Genomic DNA, 15,104 nt, shown 5'->3' on the forward strand with positions numbered 1-15,104 from the left:
CCGGAGCTGCACGACGATCACTCTACCATTGGCCTATGTCACCACGATGGGAACCGAATCCCGATATTCGCAGGGGTCGAACGGTCGTATACCACCTGCATGCGCACTTGGTCTTTGTCACGTACCGGCGCGGCGTCCTCGACGACGAGATGCTGACGAGCTGCGAAGAGGTCATGCGCAAGGTCTGCGAGGACTTCGGAGCGGAGCTGAAGGAGTTCAACGGCGAGGCAGACCACGTCCACCTGCTCGTGCACTACCCGCCGAAGGTCGCACTCGCCAGCCTGGTCAACAGCCTCAAGGGCGTCTCCTCCCGCCGCCTGCGCGCGGAGTTCACCGGCCGGGTCAACCAGGCGATCACGCACGGCCGGTTCTGGTCGCCCTCATATTTCGCCGGCTCGTGCGGCGGTGCGCCGCTCCAAATGGTCAAGGACTACATCGCGCAGCAGAAGCGCCCGGACTGAGCGCGGCCAAGCGTGGGCCCGGGTAGACCGTGCGGACCCGCGCCCACGGTTGAGGTCAGAGCAGTTCTGAGATGCGATTCACCCCCGGCCTGAAGGCCGGGGCGCTCTCGCAAGATCAGCGGTAGGGGCCGCCACGGCCCGCCCGTCCGCCCGGGCGCGGACGGTGCGGGCGCGCCGTTGACCTTGACGACCCTCCGGGCCGGGCAGGACAGCGTGCGGTCAGCGGGCTGCAGGGTCCCGGGAAGGCCCCTTGGGGACGGGGTCTGACGGTAGATCAACAGCCGATCGGGCGCGTGAAAGGCTCCCTGGCGTGGACCGACTCCGTCACGCCGACAGCCTTCTGCTCGGAACAGAGCCGTGACGTGTCAGCCGTTCCAACGGGAGTTGAGCCGGGCGGCCTGTCGGGTGAGGTGGTCGCGCTCGGCGAGGTTGGGTGCCTTTCGGGCCGCCTCCGCGTACAGCGTCGCCGCTGTCGCCAGGTCCCCGTCACGCTCGTGGAGGTACGCGGCAACCGCGGCGTACCGGGGCAGCGAGTCGTCCAGCGCCGCGAGCGCCGCCAGGCCGGCGCGCGCCCCGTCGGCTTCTCCGACGGCGACCGCGCGGTTGAGCCGGACGACCGGGCTGTTGGTCAGTCGTGCCAGCTCGTCGTACCACTCGATGATCTGCACCCAGTCGGTCTCCTCGGCGGTGGGCGCGTCGGCGTGGAGCGCGGCTATCGCGGCCTGTGCCTGGAACTCGCCCAGCCGGTCGTGGGCGAGAGCCGCTTGCAGGATCTCGACGCCCTCGGCGATCGCCCGGGTGTCCCAACGGCCGCGGTCCTGCTCGGCGAGCGGTACCAGGCTGCCGTCCGACGCCATCCGGGCGGCCCTCCGGGCGTGGTGGAGCAGCATGAGGGCGAGCAGTCCTGCCACCTCGGGGTGGTCGATCGCAGCCGCGAGCCGGCGGGTGAGGCGGATGGCCTCGGCGGCGAGGTCGACGTCGCCGGAGTAGCCCTCGTTGAAGACCAGGTAGAGGACGCGCAGCACGGTGGCGACGTCACCCGGCCGGTCGAGCCGCACGCCGGAGACGGTGCGCTTGGCCCGGCTGATGCGCTGCGCCATGGTCGCCTCGGGCACCAAGTAGGCCTGGGCGATCTGGCGGGTGGTCAGCCCGCCCACGGCGCGCAGCGTGAGGGCGACCGCGGACGATGGCGTCAGCGTCGGGTGGGCGCACAGGAAGTACAGCTGGAGTGTGTCGTCCGCCGAAGGCGCGGGCCCGGGGGCCGGTTCCTGGCTGAGGAGGTCCTCGCGTCGGCGGCGGGCGGTGTCCGACCGCGTCGCGTCCAGGAACCGGCGCCAGGCCACGGTGACCAGCCAGCCCTTCGGGTCCCTGGGCGGGTCGGCAGGCCAGACGCGGACCGCCTCGACCAGGGCGTCCTGCACGGCGTCCTCGGCCGCCGCGAAGTCTGCTCCGCGGCGGACGAGGATGGCGAGGACCGCGGGTGTGAGGCTGCGGAGCTGGGCCTCGTTCATGGGAGCGGTCATTCGGTGATGGTGGGCGGGGCGGTGAGGAAGGGGCGGACCTCGAGCCATTCGTGGATGGGCTTGCCGCCGGCGCCTGGGGCGGCGGAGAGTTCGCCGGCGAGTTCGAGGGCGCGGTCGTAGGTGTCGACGTCGATGATCATCCAGCCGGCGATGAGGTCCTTGGTCTCGGCGAACGGGCCGTCGGTGACGGGTGGCCGCCCTTCGCCGTCGTAGCGGACCCAGGCGCCTTCGGGGGCGAGGGCCTGGCCGTCGACGAATTCCCCGGTCTTCTCCAGGCGGGCGGCGAAGTCCTGCATGTACTGGACGTGGTCGGAGATCTCCTGGGGCGTCCACTGGGTCATCGGTACGTCGTTCACCGCGGCCGGTGCGCCGCGGTAGTGCTTGAGCAGCAGATACTTGGCCATCGTGGTTCTCCTCGGTGCTGGTGCGGCCCATTGTGGTCGCCTTCACCACGGGGACGGAGCCAGCCGCGGGTTCTCGACATCACCGCCCCAAGATTTTTCGAGGCCGCGTCGATGAGCCGGTACGCCGGAGTGGGCTTTGGCGTGCTCCCTGGCCTGAAGTCCAGGGAGCACGCCAACGGGGCCGACCTTCGGTCCCAGTGGTGGACAGCGGCGAAGTCTTCGTAGAGCCGCGTGGTCCAGCGGTCCAAAGCCTCACGTGCGAGGTTTGGTCTCCCGGCCGGGCCCGGCGCGCGCTAGGGTCCCCGCTCGGAGCGTCCCGGCACGGACTCGTGCAAGCGTCAGAGCCGACCGAGGGGCCCCGCCACGACGACCGTCAGAACTCAAGGACGCCGTGGCGGGGCCTCGGCCCTGGGCGTTCCGGACGGGCGGCCGGCTGTGTCTTTCGCTCCCGTCCGGCGGATTCCCCCAGCGCGTCTGGCCTCACCGTGTCTCCGGCCCCGGACTCCCCCGTTGTGGGCAGTGACGCGCATCATGGGCATGGCCGGGCATGGATGCCGCGCGGCGGCCGCTGTTGTCTGTCGGTATGAACGAAACCCCCGATGTTCCCTTCCCGGCCCCGTCCCACTGGATCGGCGGCCGCGCGGTCCCCGGTTCCGGTCCTCTGATCGACGTCATCAACCCGGCCGACGACTCCGTGGTCGCCACCGTCGCCCAGGGCACTTCCGAGGACGTCGACAAGGCCGTGGACGCGGCGCTCGCCGCCTTCCCCACCTGGTCGGCGACCGCGCCCGAGGACCGCATCGCCGTGATCCGGCGCGTGGCCGAAAGGATGCAGAAGCACTCCGAGGAGATCGCCGCAACGATCACCCTGGAAATGGGCGCACCGATCACGTTCTCGCGTCAGGCGCAGGCCGGCTTCCCGGTGGCGTCGACCCTTGCCGCGATCGTGACGGCCGAGCGGTTCGAGTGGACCGAGACGGTGGAGAACTCGCTGATCATCCGCGAGCCCATCGGAGTGGTGGGCGCCATCACCCCCTGGAACTTCCCCCTCCAGCAGCTCGTGACCAAGGTCGTCCCGGCTCTGCTGGCCGGCAACACCGTGGTCCTCAAGCCGTCGGAGCTCTCGCCGCTGAGCGCCCGGATGTTCGCGGAGATCGCCTCCGAGGCCGGTCTGCCGGCCGGTGTGCTGAACGTCGTGCAGGGCACCGGTCCGGTGGTCGGCGAGGCCATCTCGCGGCACCCGAAGATCGACATGGTGTCCTTCACCGGGTCCACGGCCGCCGGCAGGCGTGTCTCGGCCGCCGCCTCCGAGACCGTCAAGCGCGTCGCACTGGAGCTCGGCGGCAAGGCCGCTCACATCATCCTTCCCAACGCCGACCTCGACTTCGCCGTCAACCGCGGACTGGCCTACGCCTGGGCCAACGGCGGTCAGGCCTGCGGCGCCTACACGCGGATGCTCGTACCCGGCCACCTGCAGGAGACCGTCGTCGAGAAGCTGCGCGCCGCCGCCGCCGCTTACACCGTCGGCGACCCCGCCGACGAGGGCACCCGTATCGGCCCGCTCGCCTCACAGGCCCAGCGCCAGCGCGTGGACGGCTACATCCGTCGCGGCATCGCCGACGGCGCCACGCTCGTCGTCGGCGGCGCCGGCCGCCCCGAGGGCTTCGAGACCGGCGCGTACGTCAAGCCCACGATCTTCGCCGATGTCGACCCCGACTCCGCCATTGCCCAGGAGGAGATCTTCGGCCCCGTCCTGGTGGTGATCCCCTACATCGACGACGACCACGCGGTCGAGATCGCCAACAACACGGTCTACGGACTCAACGGCGCCGTCACCGGCGACGAGGAGCACGCCATGGCGATCGCCCGGCGTCTTCGGGTCGGGCAGGTCGACGTGAACGGCGGGCCCCACAACTTCCAGGCGCCGTTCGGCGGTTACAAGCAGTCCGGCAACGGCCGGGAAATGGGCCGGGCCGGGCTCGAGGAGTTCCTCGAGACCAAGGCGATCACCCGCTGACCGACGCCGCCGATTGCCGCGGACGCTCACCGGAACGTCCGCGGCCCGGCGGCCGCCACCGGGGAGGGCCGGCGGCGCCGGGTTACCCTGCGCTGTGGGCGGCCCGTACCCCACGGACGATGAAGGACGGGAGGGCCACATGACGGACCGAGCCGGGCTGGCGGCGTTCCTGCGGGCACGCCGTGAAGCCCTGCAACCCGAGGACATCGGGCTGCCGCGCGGCCGGCGCAGGCGCACCGGCGGGTTGCGCCGCGAGGAGGTGGCAGCCCTGTGCGACATGTCGGTCGACTACTACAGCCGGCTGGAGCAGCCGCGCGGCCCCCACCCCTCGGAGCAGATGCTCGCCGCGATCGCCCGCGGGCTGCACCTGTCGCTCGAGGAGCACGACCACCTGTTCCGGCTCGCCGGCCACGCCCTGCCGCGCAGGGTGCGCCGCGGCGACCACCTCAACCCGGGCATGATGCGCATCCTTGACCGCTTGGAGGACACTCCGGCCCAGGTGATGAACCACCTGGGCGAGACCTTGAAACAGACCCGCCTGGCCGTCGCGCTGCTCGGCGACCAGACGGTCTACACCGGCTGGTCCCGCAGCGCGCACTACCGCTGGTTCACCGATCCGTCCTCGCGCCTGGTGCCCGAGATCGACGTTCCCGAGCAGAGCCGGCTGATGGCGGCGGACCTGTACGGCGCGTACACCCGCGACGGCGGCGACTCTCCGGTCGGCGAACTCGTCGACGCGCTCCACCAGGCCAGCCCGGAGTTCGCCGCACTGTGGCGCGAGCATCCCGTGCTGGGTCCCTCCTGCGCGGCGAAACGCTTCCAGCACCCGCAGGTCGGACTCCTGGAACTGCACTGCCAGACGCTCGTCGACCCCGACCAGTCGCAAAGGCTCCTGGTGTACACCGCGGTGCCAGGCACGGAAAGCCACACCAATCTCCAGTTGCTCTCCGTGCTCGGCCAGCGACCGCCCGGCCAGGCGGTCCTGGAGCGTCACGCCCCCGGCACCCATTGACGGCTCACCGCGATCGGGTGGGGCGGATGAGCGGCGTTCGACGCCCCTCGGACGTCGGGCCCATGCCGGCGAACCGCGTGACCAGCCTGGTCAGAGGGGGGACGGCCGTGAGAGCGCGGCGGCCGCTGTGGCACCCTGAAGCCCGCGCAACGACGAATTCGACTGGTCCGTGCCGCCATGTCCCTCTCCCTCATCGCCGTGGTGGCGGTGGTGACATCGCTGGCACTGGTGATGTCGGCGGCCACCAGGGGCGCCGACGGGGCGGGATCGGGCATCGGCCCTTCCCCTCCCCCGGATTTCGTCGACATCCACGACGTGCCCCGCAACGCACCGCCCGTTCCGGGACCGGGCGCCTCCACCGGCACCTTCACGGAGGACTGCGGCCGCAACGCGGAAGGGCACCGCAACGCGGACAACCTCGTAACCGGCCGCCTGCGCCGCCGGGCCCGTGCCCAGCAGGGCACACAGGCCCAGCAGCACGAGCACCACGGCCCGTACCACCCGGCGGCCATCGTGCCGGGTGTCGCCGCCCGTGGCCCCATTCCGAGGTGTGACCTCGGTGCCTTCCCTCATCTGTCCCACCTGTGAAAGTCGTGATGCCCGGTCCGTCCGCCGCCCGCCGGCGTCCGCGCGGGATCACCCGGCGGGCGGTGGCTCACCCTTCACACGGCACCGTCCCGGAAAGAGTTCGACGATCGGTTGAACGGTGCCCGCACCCCGGCACGTGTGGGACGTGGATGCAACGCACCGGGGGAAGCCGGGCAGGTCGAGACCGGCCGCGGCGACGCGATGGACAAGCTGCGCAGCCGTATCAACGACCTGCCCGACCTCGTCGAGGAGGGTGCGGTCATCGGGGGCAAGGTGGGCGCGACAGCGGCCCAGGGCGGCGACGTCCAGGGCGCGTTCACCGTGGAGGCCACCAACTCGGCGGGGAAACTCGCGGTGGGCCCGGTGGGCAAGGCGCATGCCAACAGCGCGTTGGGCGGCCTGGCGGACAAGATCCCGATCAAGGGCTCCGGGGGCGGCGCGTCGGCGGGAGGCGCATACCCGAGCCCGCCGGCCTCACCCGCCACCGGATCGCCCCGCCCGACAGACCCGGCCGACGTCCCGCTGCCCCCGTCGCCCACCACCTCCACCGGCTCCCACTCAGCCAACGACCCGGCCGACGTCCCACTGCCCCCCTCCCCCACATCCCCCACCAGCACCCACACAGCCAACGACCCGGCCAACGTCCCACTGCCCCCCTCCCCCACAACCCCCACCGGCGCCGGTGACGGGCCCGCACCCCAGCGGCCGGAGACCACCAGCGAGTGACAGGCCCCGTGACAGGGCACCGCCAGGTGCCGCGCGCCCGTCGCCCGCAGCACCCCACCGCACACCACACACGAAGAAGGACACCAAGCCGTGCGATTGAACGTCAGCGTCCTTGATCCGCTGGTCGATCAGGCGCCCACCACTGTCGTCGTCGACACCGAACCCGCTGTGCAGGCGGGCCGGTTCGCGGCTGAAGTGGCGCGTGCCGTCGGCCACGCGGGCGACGGCGGCGCGGGGGCACCGACCCTTTACATAGGTCCGGACCCCGTCGACGCCGAGGCCACCATCCAGTCCGCCGGGGTGCGCGACGGCATGACCCTCGGGCTCGGCACACCGCTGCCGCACGTGCCCGAGCCCGAGGGCAGGACCGAGCTGAAGGTGGTGTCGGGCCCCGGCGCGGCCATCGTGTTCCGGCTGGTACCGGGCGACTACGACGTCGGCAGTGACGGCACCTGCCGCATCAGGCTGGCCGGGGACGCGCCGCCGGTCGCGGCCCGGGTCCGGGTGCGCCTGGACGGCACGGCGGAACTGATCCCCGACGTGCTGGAGTGGGAGCCCGCGGCGGCGCCCAAGCCGTCCGCCGAACGCGAGGCGGCCCTGCCCGCCGTCGCGTACGGCATGGTCGACCTGCCCGCCCAGCAGAGCCGCTCGGCCCTCACCTTCGACCTCGACCGGGCCGGCCACCTGCACATCATCGGCTCGCCCCGCAGCGGCAGGTCGCAGGCACTGCGCACCTTGGCCGCCGCGCTCGCCCAGGCCCACGGCGCCGACGACGTCCACCTCTACGGCATCGACTGCGGCAACGGGGCGCTGAACGCGCTGACGGCACTGCCCCACTGCGGGGCCGTCGTCGACCGCAACCAGACCGAACGCCTCGGCCGCCTCCTGGACCGGCTCTCCGCGGAACTCACCTTCCGTCAGGGTGTGCTGGGATCCCGCGGCACCGCCGATCTGGCCGAACTGCGCCGCATGTCCGAGCCGGGTGAGCGGCTTGCGCACATCGTGCTCATGGTCGACCGGTTCGAGGTCTTCGACCGCGAGTACGCCGCCTTCGACAACGGCAGCTACCTGGAGCGCATGATCAGGCTGCTGCGCGACGGCGCGGGCGTCGGCATCCACGTGGTCCTCGCGGGAGACCGCGTCCTCGGCAACAGCCGCTTCGCGGGCACCACCGAGGACAAACTCGTCCTGCGGCTGAACGACAAGGCCGACTACTCCTCGGTGGGCGTCCCCACCAGGTCCGCCCCCGGCGACCCGGCCCCCGGCCGCGCCCCTGCGCACCCAGGACCTCAGCGAGGTCCAGCTCGCGGTGCTCGATCCCGACCTTTCCGGCACCGCGCAGGCTGCGGCGCTGGCGGCGCTCGGCGAGGAGATCACCCGGCGCGAGGCCGCGGTGCCGGCAGAGCGCCGCGCCGCACGCCTGGACGTCCTGCCCGAAAGGATCGGTTACGAGCAGGCGGTCGCCCTGCGCCCGCAGGCGGGGCCCATGCGCCCGCTGGTGGGGGTCGGCGGCGACACCCTGGGGGGCCTTGCCCCCGACCTGTCCGAAGTGCCCACCTTCGTCATCGCGGGGCCGCCTCGCACAGGGCGCAGCACGGCGCTGCTGAGCGCCGCCCGTTCGGTGCTCGACGCGGGGGCGGGCCTGATCGTCCTGGCGCCGCGCAGGTCGCCCCTGCGGCGGTCGTTCGAGGGACGGCCGGGCGTCGCCGCGGTCATCACCGACGCCGACGTGTCGGTGGCGGACTTCCGCCAGGTGCTGGGCAGCGTCCCCGAGGACAACGCGGTCATCGTGATCGACGACGCCGAGCTGTTCATGGCAGTTCCACGTCGATGTCCGCGGTCACCCGGGTCACCTCGGTGCCGGTGACCCGGGCGACGGTGCCCACCTCGGGGATCCGCACCGAGGTGACCGCCCTGTCCTTCGGCGCCTTCCCGCTCGCCGACGCCACCCCCATCTGCGCCGAGATCAGCGGCAGGGTCAGCTCCACACCGTCGGGCGTCGACACGGCGAAGACCATCGCGTAGGCCATGAACAGGCCCTCGTCGTACTGCGTGACGGTGCCCGCCGACAGCAGCGCCCCGTGGTTGCGGGCGGACCTGAGCAGGTCGCGCCCCTGACGGAACATGTCGTTCACCTGCGCCCGGGCCACCGGGTCGTCGATGCGGGACAGAGCCTCGGCGCGGGCGGCCGCCATGGCGCCGCCGCTCATGTCGACCTCGCCCCACAGGTCGGGGACGTCCAGCAGGAAACGCTGCGCGGTGCTCACTGGCCGCCCCCCGATCCGCTGTCGAGGTTGGACACGGCGTCGTCGTCCGTCTTGGTGAAACTGTCCATGATGCTGTCCATGGCCTTCTTCAGGTCCGCGACCTGTTTGCGTAGCTGCTTCTTGCCGTCGTTCCACTTGTTCTCGAAGTTCTGGGCGGCGCCGTGTCCGGACAGCTCGGGGCCGAAGGCCTTCTCGAAGTCGAACGTGTGATGCCCGATGTCGATGTTGTCCTCCACGAACCCGAGGGCCTTGCGCGCCGCGTCCAGCTCGTCTCCGGGAATGAAAATGTCTCCGGACACCTGACTCCCCACATGGTTGACGGTCGTTGCGAACGGTTTCCATGACGCACACGTGGGGGGTCCGCCGTTCGTTCAGCCCGGGGCGGTTCCGCCGTGTCCGCCGGCGTGATCGAGCTCACTTCCCGATCTGCGTGAACGATTCCGGATCTGCTGTCGTGTGGAGGATGTGACTCTCCTCCCCATCTCGCAGCGGACGGCCTCTTCCGTCCGGCGGCACGGCGGTGCCGCCCTGGTCGCCGCCCTCGTCCTGTGCGGTGCCGTCGGGCTGACGGCCTGCGGCAAGACCTTCTCGGTGAGCGACAGCCCCCGCAGCGCCCCGTCGGACGGCGTGCCCGCCCCCGCGGCCTCCGCGCCCGCGCAGGCCCCGAGCCGGCCTTCGAGCAACGCCACATAGCAGGTCGTGGACAGCACCGCCGCCCAGGCGGGCAGGACGGGCACCGGCGGCACCGTGATCGGGGCCGCGGTCCAGGAGCAACCGCCGCAGTGGGTCCAGCTCTCCGCGGTGACCTCCGCGCCGCTCACCTCACCCCACCTGATCAACATCAACCAGGCGGCGCTGTACCGCTTCGACAACGACACCCCTGGTTCGGGCCAGTCCGCCTGCAACGGCCGGTGCGCGCAGCAGTGGCCGCCGGTGACCATCAAGGAAGGCGGCAATGTCTACCTCGCGGGTGTGGACCAGAAGCAGGTCGGCGCGATCCGGCGGCAGGACGGCACGGTCCAGATCACGGTGGGCGGTATGCCGCTGTACCGCTTCGCGGGCGACTCCAAGCCGGGAGACCTGAACGGTCAGGGCGTACAGGGCACGTGGTTCGCGGCCGGTCCGGCGGGCGAGAAGGCCCTGCAGTGAGTGTGCCGGTGACGAGCGGCGCGCGGGCGTCCCGCCGTGGCCTGGACGGCCGTCACAGCAACGGCGATCACCCGGCTGCCACATCGCGGCGTGGGTCGAGGCCGAACCGGCGCGGGATGCGCCGGGCCGCCACGTCCACCGTGAGCCGTGCCGTCTCATGGCCGTCCTGCGCCGCCATCCGGTCGGCCGAGGGGTGAGGACCACCCGGCGCTGCGGGCGGTCCGGAGGCGGACCTCAGCCGGTGCGCGTCCTGGACCCGCAGTTCGGTTGAGGTCGCCCTATTCGGCGCGGCGCGCTTTGTGCCGGTCGACGTCGAAGCGCGCCCGGGTGGGCAGTTCGGTCAACCCGGTGCACTCGCGTGCGTGCGCCACAGGGCCGCGACACAGCGCCTGCAGGGCTGGGGCGGGTGTGGCGTGATCCGTCAGCGTGACAGCGACGTCGAGCCGCGGGTGCGCCGGGCGTCCGGTCATATGGGCGCCCGCCCGCGCGACGCCCGGCAGAGCGCCTGCTTCGGCCGCGACGGCTTCACCGAGTGCGCTGCCCCGCAGTTCGACACCATCGGGCGGAGGCGTTCCGCCCAGGTGCACCGAGCCGGCACGATGGCGACGGAACTGAGCGAGCAGCCACAGGAGAGCCAGGACGGTCGCCAGGGTGAGGGCGGCGATGACGGCGGGCCACCACCACCAGCCCTGGTCGCTCCAGCGGGTCCGGTCGGCGTTGCTGAGCAGGACGTCGTCGGACGTGGTCAGCGGCCAGCCGGCGGGCAAAGCCACGTGGAGCCGGCGGTAGACGTCAAGGCCGGCGGTGAGGATCAGCAGCCCGCCACCCAGCAGCACCAGGCCGCTGATGGCCAGGAGGAGGCGGTTGAGTGTGGATCGGCCGTTCATGGCGCACTCCCGGGGCGTCAACGGGTGTGGTGTCGCAGGCGGATCGCCAGCCGTGGGGCGTGTGCCAGGGCGAGCTGGCGGCACTGGTCCCGCAGAGCCTGGGTGAGGTCCTCGCGGACGGTCTCCGGGTCGCGGAAGCGGACCTCCGCCCAGGCGATGATGCGGCGGCGTCCGACCCGGACCTTGGCTCGGGCTATGCCGGGGACCCGCATCGCGGCATCGCGTAGCACCAGTTCGGCTCCCCGGCGGTCCAGCCAGGCCTGCAGTCCGGAACAGCCGTCGGGGGCCCGTAGCGGCAGCATTCGACGCAGGCCTGGGGTGAGTGCGAGGAAGAGCAGCCACAGACCGAGGAGGACGGCGACGGCGGCGCCGAGCAGCATCCACAGGTCGTCGATCGGGCGGCTGGCCAACTCGTCGGCGAGACCGGTGCGCCACGCCCCGGCGGGCTGCCCGGCGCGCACTGCGATCACGTCGTACAGCGTCACCCCGAAGGCGCAGGCTGCCACCAGAGCCAGCACGGTGGCCGGGATGCGGCGTGCCGACCACAGGCGAGGTGATTTCACCCCTCGGCTGTCGCGCGCCGGCGACCTCGCCGCGGGAGCACGGATGCCGGGTCGGCCCGAGTCCGCGTCTTGTTCGGTCGTGGGCCGCGGTGCATGGCGACCGGGCGGTGCGGTGCGGGAGGGGAGAGTCATGGGGGGTTCCTTGATCGGTGCGTGACGATCGGCTGGTTGCGTGCGGCGATGAGGCGGCTGGGGTCACTGAACGCGCCCGGGGCCGCCGAAAGTGGCCAGGCGCCGGATGGTCAGCGTGACGTCGCGGACGTCCAGCCCCGTCAGTCGGGCCACCCCTTCGGCGACCTCGTGCTGCAGCCGCCGGCAGGTGACAGCGATGTCAGCGGGGTAGGGGAGGTCCACCGTCAACGCCAGTTGTGCCGTCTCGCCGTACGTGGTCGCGCGGGCACTGGGTGCGGACAGATCCGCGCCCGCCCGTCGGGGGCCGATGAGCCGGTGGAGCGTTTCGCTTGTGACGCGAGTGGCGATGCGGGCTACGACCCGGTCGGGTATCGCCGTCGCGCCACGCACGGCAGGCGGCGGGAGGCTCTGGCCGTCGTCCGTAGACCCTTCACGCGGGCGCTCGGGTGATTCGGCGGGACCAGCGGTGCTGCTCACGGTGACCGCCGTCCGGCCACGTCCCGCCGCCGGGTGAAGACATCGGCATCGCCCTGCAGGACGAGGCCTGCGGCCAAACCGATCGCGCCCAAGGCCGCCACCAGGAGGAAAGCCCAGAAGCCGCCGAAGTAGCCGGCGAATCCCAGTGCCATGCCGGCCGCCAGCCCTACTGTTGCTGCATTCATTCTCCCTCACCTGTCCTACGCTGACGTTCGCCATCGCTTCAGGGCGTGTGCTTCGTTCCCGGCCGGGGCGGCCGGGAAGGCAGACGTCACGTGTCGCCGGACGTCATCGGACGCGGCCTTCGGCCGGTTCGCCCTCGGCTTCCTCGTCGGGCAGCTTCACGTCGTCGACGACGAGGTTCACCTCGACGACCTGCAGTCCGGTCATGCGCTCCACGGCGGAGATGACGTTGACACGGACCTCACCGGCCACCTCGACGATGGGGTATCCGTACTCGACGACGACATCGAGGTCCAGTGCGGCCTGGCTCTCGCCGACCTCCACGCTGACGCCCTGGGTGATGCTGGTGCTCCCGGCTCCGGGGACGCGTTCGCGCATGGCGCCGATCGCGCGGGCCATGCCCGCACCGAGCTTGTGGATACCGGGCACCTCGCGGGCAGCGGTTCCCGCGATCTTCGCGACCACGTTGTCGGCGATGGTGGTCTTGCCCCGCGTTTCGGGGGACGCGTCGGTGCCGGTGGGTCCCTTGAGCTTGCTACCGGTCCTGGGGGAGCCGTCCTGCCCATTGGTGGGACGGCGATCGGTGGTCTCCGTCATGGCTATCGCCTCGATCAATCGCTGCGGACACCGGTGCGGCGCCTGTCAACAGATTGGACACACCCCAAAGGCAAAACGTCACACATCAGGAGAACCGACATCAAGCATCAAAAGTCGGGCACGTGTAACACCGCAGGGAGGAGGTGCGGTCATGAGGCACGGCGGCCCCGGCGCTCCCTCGAGCCAAGCAGCAGCCGGCTCCGGCCCCTCCGTGCAGCCGCTCGCCCAGGCCAGGGCCGACACCTTGCAGTACGCACCGGACGATCTTCTGGCGACGCGCGCCGGGGAAGGCGATGACGAGGCCTTCGCGATCCTGGTGCAGCGCCACAGCCGGCCCTTGCTCGCCTTGGCATTCCACACCCTGGGCAACGCCCAGGACGCCGAGGACGCCGTCCAGGACGCATTCGTCAGCGCCTGGAGACGCCTGCCCGAGTTCCGCCACGCCTCGGCGTTCAGTACCTGGATGTACCGCATCACCGTCAACCGCTGCTTGAACGCCCTGCGCCGCCGCCCGGTCCCGGTACCGTTGAACTCGGTGGCCGAACCCGCCGCCCCCGGCGTGCGCAATTCACCCGCGCGGGCCGCGGAACAAGACGCCCTCACCGACGCGCTGGTGAACGCTCTTGCCGCGCTGGAACCGAGGCAGCGGATCTGCTGGATCATGCGGGAACTCCATGGCCTGTCCTATGCGCAGATCGCCCACGCGACCGGCACCTCCCAGCAGACGGTCCGCGGGCGGCTGTATCGATCTCGGACAGCCCTGAAGGAGGCGCTGGGCCCATGGCAGTAGACGACCAGCCTCCCCCGCCGCCGCAAGAGCCGGCAGAGAACTCGGCTCTCGACGAGGTCCGGCTGCGCACCGGTGACGAGGTGCTCACGTGTGGGCGAACCCTCCGCCACGCCTGGGAGCAGGCCAGGGACACCAGCCACCCCGCCGATCCCCACATCGCCGGCTGCCCTTACTGCCGCGACGCGATCGAAGGGCTCGCGGCATTGGACCAGGCGACCAGAGCGCTACGAGACCAGGAACCACCCAGCACTCACAGACTCGTCTCCCGCATCATGGACATCGTTCGTGACGAAGTGCGACGAGGACCCCTGCTTCGCCTCGACGACCCCACACGCACTCTGCAGATCGCGGAGCAGACCGCCGCCGCCGCTCTGCGGCGCGCAGCAGATCAGGTTCCCGGCGTCACCACAGCCAGTTGCCACCTCGCCCCTGCCGAACCAGGAGAAGGCGTGCACGCGAACATGACCATAGCCGCCGGTTTGAACCGCCCTCTTCCGGAGACGGCCGAACACGTACGCCGTGCGGTAGCAGAAGCCGCCGACCACGAACTGGGGCTGGTGCTGGCATCCATCGACATCAAGGTGATCGAGGTTGCCCCCACGCCCGAAACGCCGTACTTCCCGGGCCCCGCCCACCATGCATCGGACGAGAACCCATGACCGCCTGCAGCCCTGCACGCATTCGCCACGCCACCGCTGAGGCCGCACTGGCCGTCAACGGCGTCCTCGCCCTACAGCCCAGCCTCGCGAGCCGTCTCGCCCATGCCGCCTCACGCGCGATCCCGGGAACCACGGACGACGGCATCACCTCACCCTCGTCAGGGGTCCTCGTCCACCATGACCCGGACCACTCCGTCTGGCAGGTGGAGATACGTTGCGTTCTCGCCAAGGGGCACCGAGCCGTTGACGTCGCCCGCACGGTCCACGACCGGGCCCGTACCTCCCTGGCCCCTCTCCTTGCACCTCACGACACCGCAAACGCCCTCCGTGTGACCGTGACCGTCACTCAGATCACCAAAGCACCAGCTGACACAAGACCCCGTGATGACGACGTCAAAGGCTCCCGCCTCGAGATGCCGCCTACTCCCTTTCCGCGATGACGTACATCCGGCAACGGCCGGTACCGTCCGGCAGGTCCACCATCGAGCTGCTTGCGTTCTTTGGCCGGCTCGGCGCGTTCGGCGGTCTTTCCGACGTCGTGGTGCGTGGCGCCGTGCCCGTTCTCGGAGCCAGGCGGTCGTCCAGGGCCGTCCCGTGTGGGTTTCGGTGCGGCCGCGGAGCCGACCGGTCGGCGAATTCCTGGAGTCGGCCGGCCGATGACCTGGGGGG

The 15,104-nt window shown here is 71.3% G+C and carries 19 protein-coding genes and 1 pseudogene; 11 read left to right on the top strand and 9 right to left on the bottom strand.

Annotation, left to right across the window (positions count from 1 at the left end):
- Positions 1 to 35 precede the first annotated feature (35 nt).
- Positions 36 to 461, top strand: a complete 426-nt coding sequence (tnpA, locus tag ACRWND_RS21850; protein WP_431951949.1) for an IS200/IS605 family transposase — start codon at positions 36 to 38, stop codon at positions 459 to 461.
- A 365-nt stretch (positions 462 to 826) separates the two neighbouring features.
- Here the strand turns inward: tnpA and ACRWND_RS21855 are convergent, their stop codons facing one another.
- A complete protein-coding gene (locus tag ACRWND_RS21855; protein WP_431952029.1) occupies positions 827 to 1,972 on the bottom strand; it encodes an RNA polymerase sigma factor in 1,146 nt (381 codons plus the stop codon).
- An 8-nt stretch (positions 1,973 to 1,980) separates the two neighbouring features.
- Complete coding sequence (locus tag ACRWND_RS21860; protein WP_431951951.1) at positions 1,981 to 2,388, bottom strand: YciI family protein; 408 nt, start codon at positions 2,386 to 2,388, stop codon at positions 1,981 to 1,983.
- A gap of 583 nt (positions 2,389 to 2,971) precedes the next feature.
- Here ACRWND_RS21860 and ACRWND_RS21865 point away from each other — a divergent pair.
- The 6 genes and pseudogenes from ACRWND_RS21865 (at position 2,972) to ACRWND_RS21890 (ending at position 8,598) form a co-directional block, all read left to right on the top strand.
- On the top strand, positions 2,972 to 4,405 hold the full coding sequence (locus tag ACRWND_RS21865) for an aldehyde dehydrogenase family protein (RefSeq protein WP_431951953.1): 1,434 nt from the start codon (positions 2,972 to 2,974) through the stop codon (positions 4,403 to 4,405).
- 139 nt (positions 4,406 to 4,544) lie between these two features.
- A complete protein-coding gene (locus tag ACRWND_RS21870; protein WP_431951955.1) occupies positions 4,545 to 5,417 on the top strand; it encodes a helix-turn-helix transcriptional regulator in 873 nt (290 codons plus the stop codon).
- Positions 5,418 to 5,594: 177 nt separating this feature from the next.
- A complete protein-coding gene (locus tag ACRWND_RS21875) occupies positions 5,595 to 6,005 on the top strand; it encodes a hypothetical protein (RefSeq protein ID WP_431951957.1) in 411 nt (136 codons plus the stop codon).
- Positions 6,006 to 6,143: 138 nt separating this feature from the next.
- Positions 6,144 to 6,731: a hypothetical protein gene (locus tag ACRWND_RS21880; RefSeq protein ID WP_431951959.1), complete on the top strand. Its 588-nt coding sequence runs from the start codon at positions 6,144 to 6,146 to the stop codon at positions 6,729 to 6,731.
- A gap of 618 nt (positions 6,732 to 7,349) precedes the next feature.
- Positions 7,350 to 7,799: pseudogene (locus tag ACRWND_RS21885) on the top strand (FtsK/SpoIIIE domain-containing protein); the annotation flags it as partial.
- A gap of 241 nt (positions 7,800 to 8,040) precedes the next feature.
- Positions 8,041 to 8,598, top strand: a complete 558-nt coding sequence (locus ACRWND_RS21890; RefSeq protein WP_431952035.1) for a hypothetical protein — start codon at positions 8,041 to 8,043, stop codon at positions 8,596 to 8,598.
- On the opposite strand, the gene ACRWND_RS21895 is transcribed toward ACRWND_RS21890, so the two are convergent.
- Complete coding sequence (locus ACRWND_RS21895) at positions 8,543 to 8,998, bottom strand: hypothetical protein (protein WP_431951961.1); 456 nt, start codon at positions 8,996 to 8,998, stop codon at positions 8,543 to 8,545. The two genes, ACRWND_RS21890 and ACRWND_RS21895, sit on opposite strands and share 56 nt — an antisense overlap.
- Positions 8,995 to 9,297: a hypothetical protein gene (locus ACRWND_RS21900; protein WP_431951963.1), complete on the bottom strand. Its 303-nt coding sequence runs from the start codon at positions 9,295 to 9,297 to the stop codon at positions 8,995 to 8,997. Before ACRWND_RS21900 ends, ACRWND_RS21895 begins: the two co-directional genes overlap by 4 nt.
- Positions 9,298 to 9,463: 166 nt before the next feature.
- On the opposite strand from ACRWND_RS21900, the gene ACRWND_RS21905 reads away from it, so the two are divergent.
- Both ACRWND_RS21905 and ACRWND_RS21910 read left to right on the top strand, forming a co-directional pair.
- Positions 9,464 to 9,691: a hypothetical protein gene (locus tag ACRWND_RS21905; protein WP_431951965.1), complete on the top strand. Its 228-nt coding sequence runs from the start codon at positions 9,464 to 9,466 to the stop codon at positions 9,689 to 9,691.
- A gap of 6 nt (positions 9,692 to 9,697) precedes the next feature.
- The gene (locus tag ACRWND_RS21910) at positions 9,698 to 10,147 is read left to right on the top strand and encodes a COG4315 family predicted lipoprotein (protein WP_431951967.1); all 450 of its coding nucleotides are present in this window, start codon (positions 9,698 to 9,700) and stop codon (positions 10,145 to 10,147) included.
- Positions 10,148 to 10,425: 278 nt separating this feature from the next.
- Here ACRWND_RS21910 and ACRWND_RS21915 read toward each other — a convergent pair whose 3' ends face one another.
- From ACRWND_RS21915 to ACRWND_RS21935, 5 genes are all read right to left on the bottom strand, one after another.
- Positions 10,426 to 11,034 (bottom strand): alkaline shock response membrane anchor protein AmaP, encoded by a 609-nt coding sequence (locus ACRWND_RS21915; RefSeq protein WP_431951969.1) that lies wholly within the window; start codon positions 11,032 to 11,034, stop codon positions 10,426 to 10,428.
- Between the two features lie 17 nt (positions 11,035 to 11,051).
- Entirely contained in the window at positions 11,052 to 11,597 is a 546-nt protein-coding gene (locus ACRWND_RS21920; protein WP_431951971.1) for a DUF6286 domain-containing protein, read from the bottom strand.
- A 195-nt stretch (positions 11,598 to 11,792) separates the two neighbouring features.
- On the bottom strand, positions 11,793 to 12,119 hold the full coding sequence (locus tag ACRWND_RS21925) for an Asp23/Gls24 family envelope stress response protein (protein WP_431951973.1): 327 nt from the start codon (positions 12,117 to 12,119) through the stop codon (positions 11,793 to 11,795).
- 83 nt (positions 12,120 to 12,202) lie between these two features.
- Positions 12,203 to 12,391, bottom strand: coding sequence for a hypothetical protein (locus tag ACRWND_RS21930; protein WP_431951975.1), 189 nt, complete (start codon positions 12,389 to 12,391; stop codon positions 12,203 to 12,205).
- Positions 12,392 to 12,494: 103 nt separating this feature from the next.
- Positions 12,495 to 12,986 carry an Asp23/Gls24 family envelope stress response protein gene (locus tag ACRWND_RS21935; RefSeq protein WP_431951977.1) on the bottom strand — a complete coding sequence of 164 codons (492 nt, stop codon included), beginning with the start codon at positions 12,984 to 12,986 and terminating at the stop codon, positions 12,495 to 12,497.
- 211 nt (positions 12,987 to 13,197) lie between these two features.
- On the opposite strand from ACRWND_RS21935, the gene ACRWND_RS21940 reads away from it, so the two are divergent.
- The gene (locus tag ACRWND_RS21940; RefSeq protein WP_431951979.1) at positions 13,198 to 13,776 is read left to right on the top strand and encodes an RNA polymerase sigma factor; all 579 of its coding nucleotides are present in this window, start codon (positions 13,198 to 13,200) and stop codon (positions 13,774 to 13,776) included.
- Complete coding sequence (locus ACRWND_RS21945) at positions 13,767 to 14,435, top strand: Asp23/Gls24 family envelope stress response protein (protein ID WP_431951981.1); 669 nt, start codon at positions 13,767 to 13,769, stop codon at positions 14,433 to 14,435. The genes ACRWND_RS21940 and ACRWND_RS21945 overlap by 10 nt, the downstream gene beginning before the upstream one ends.
- Positions 14,436 to 15,104: the final 669 nt, after the last annotated feature.

It is taken from the genome of Actinacidiphila sp. bgisy167 (assembly GCF_965342175.1).
GTDB lineage: Bacteria > Actinomycetota > Actinomycetes > Streptomycetales > Streptomycetaceae > Actinacidiphila.

Bases quoted from the DNA above. Each gene is read 5' to 3' on its own strand.
- tnpA (WP_431951949.1), top strand. From the start codon at position 36: ATGTCACCACGATGGGAACCGAATCCCGATATTCGCAGGGGTCGAACG.
- ACRWND_RS21855 (WP_431952029.1), bottom strand. From the start codon at position 1,972: ATGAACGAGGCCCAGCTCCGCAGCCTCACACCCGCGGTCCTCGCCATC.
- ACRWND_RS21860 (WP_431951951.1), bottom strand. From the start codon at position 2,388: ATGGCCAAGTATCTGCTGCTCAAGCACTACCGCGGCGCACCGGCCGCG.
- ACRWND_RS21865 (WP_431951953.1), top strand. From the start codon at position 2,972: ATGAACGAAACCCCCGATGTTCCCTTCCCGGCCCCGTCCCACTGGATC.
- ACRWND_RS21870 (WP_431951955.1), top strand. From the start codon at position 4,545: ATGACGGACCGAGCCGGGCTGGCGGCGTTCCTGCGGGCACGCCGTGAA.
- ACRWND_RS21875 (WP_431951957.1), top strand. From the start codon at position 5,595: ATGTCCCTCTCCCTCATCGCCGTGGTGGCGGTGGTGACATCGCTGGCA.
- ACRWND_RS21915 (WP_431951969.1), bottom strand. From the start codon at position 11,034: ATGAACGGCCGATCCACACTCAACCGCCTCCTCCTGGCCATCAGCGGC.
- ACRWND_RS21930 (WP_431951975.1), bottom strand. From the start codon at position 12,391: ATGAATGCAGCAACAGTAGGGCTGGCGGCCGGCATGGCACTGGGATTC.
- ACRWND_RS21935 (WP_431951977.1), bottom strand. From the start codon at position 12,986: ATGACGGAGACCACCGATCGCCGTCCCACCAATGGGCAGGACGGCTCC.
- ACRWND_RS21945 (WP_431951981.1), top strand. From the start codon at position 13,767: ATGGCAGTAGACGACCAGCCTCCCCCGCCGCCGCAAGAGCCGGCAGAG.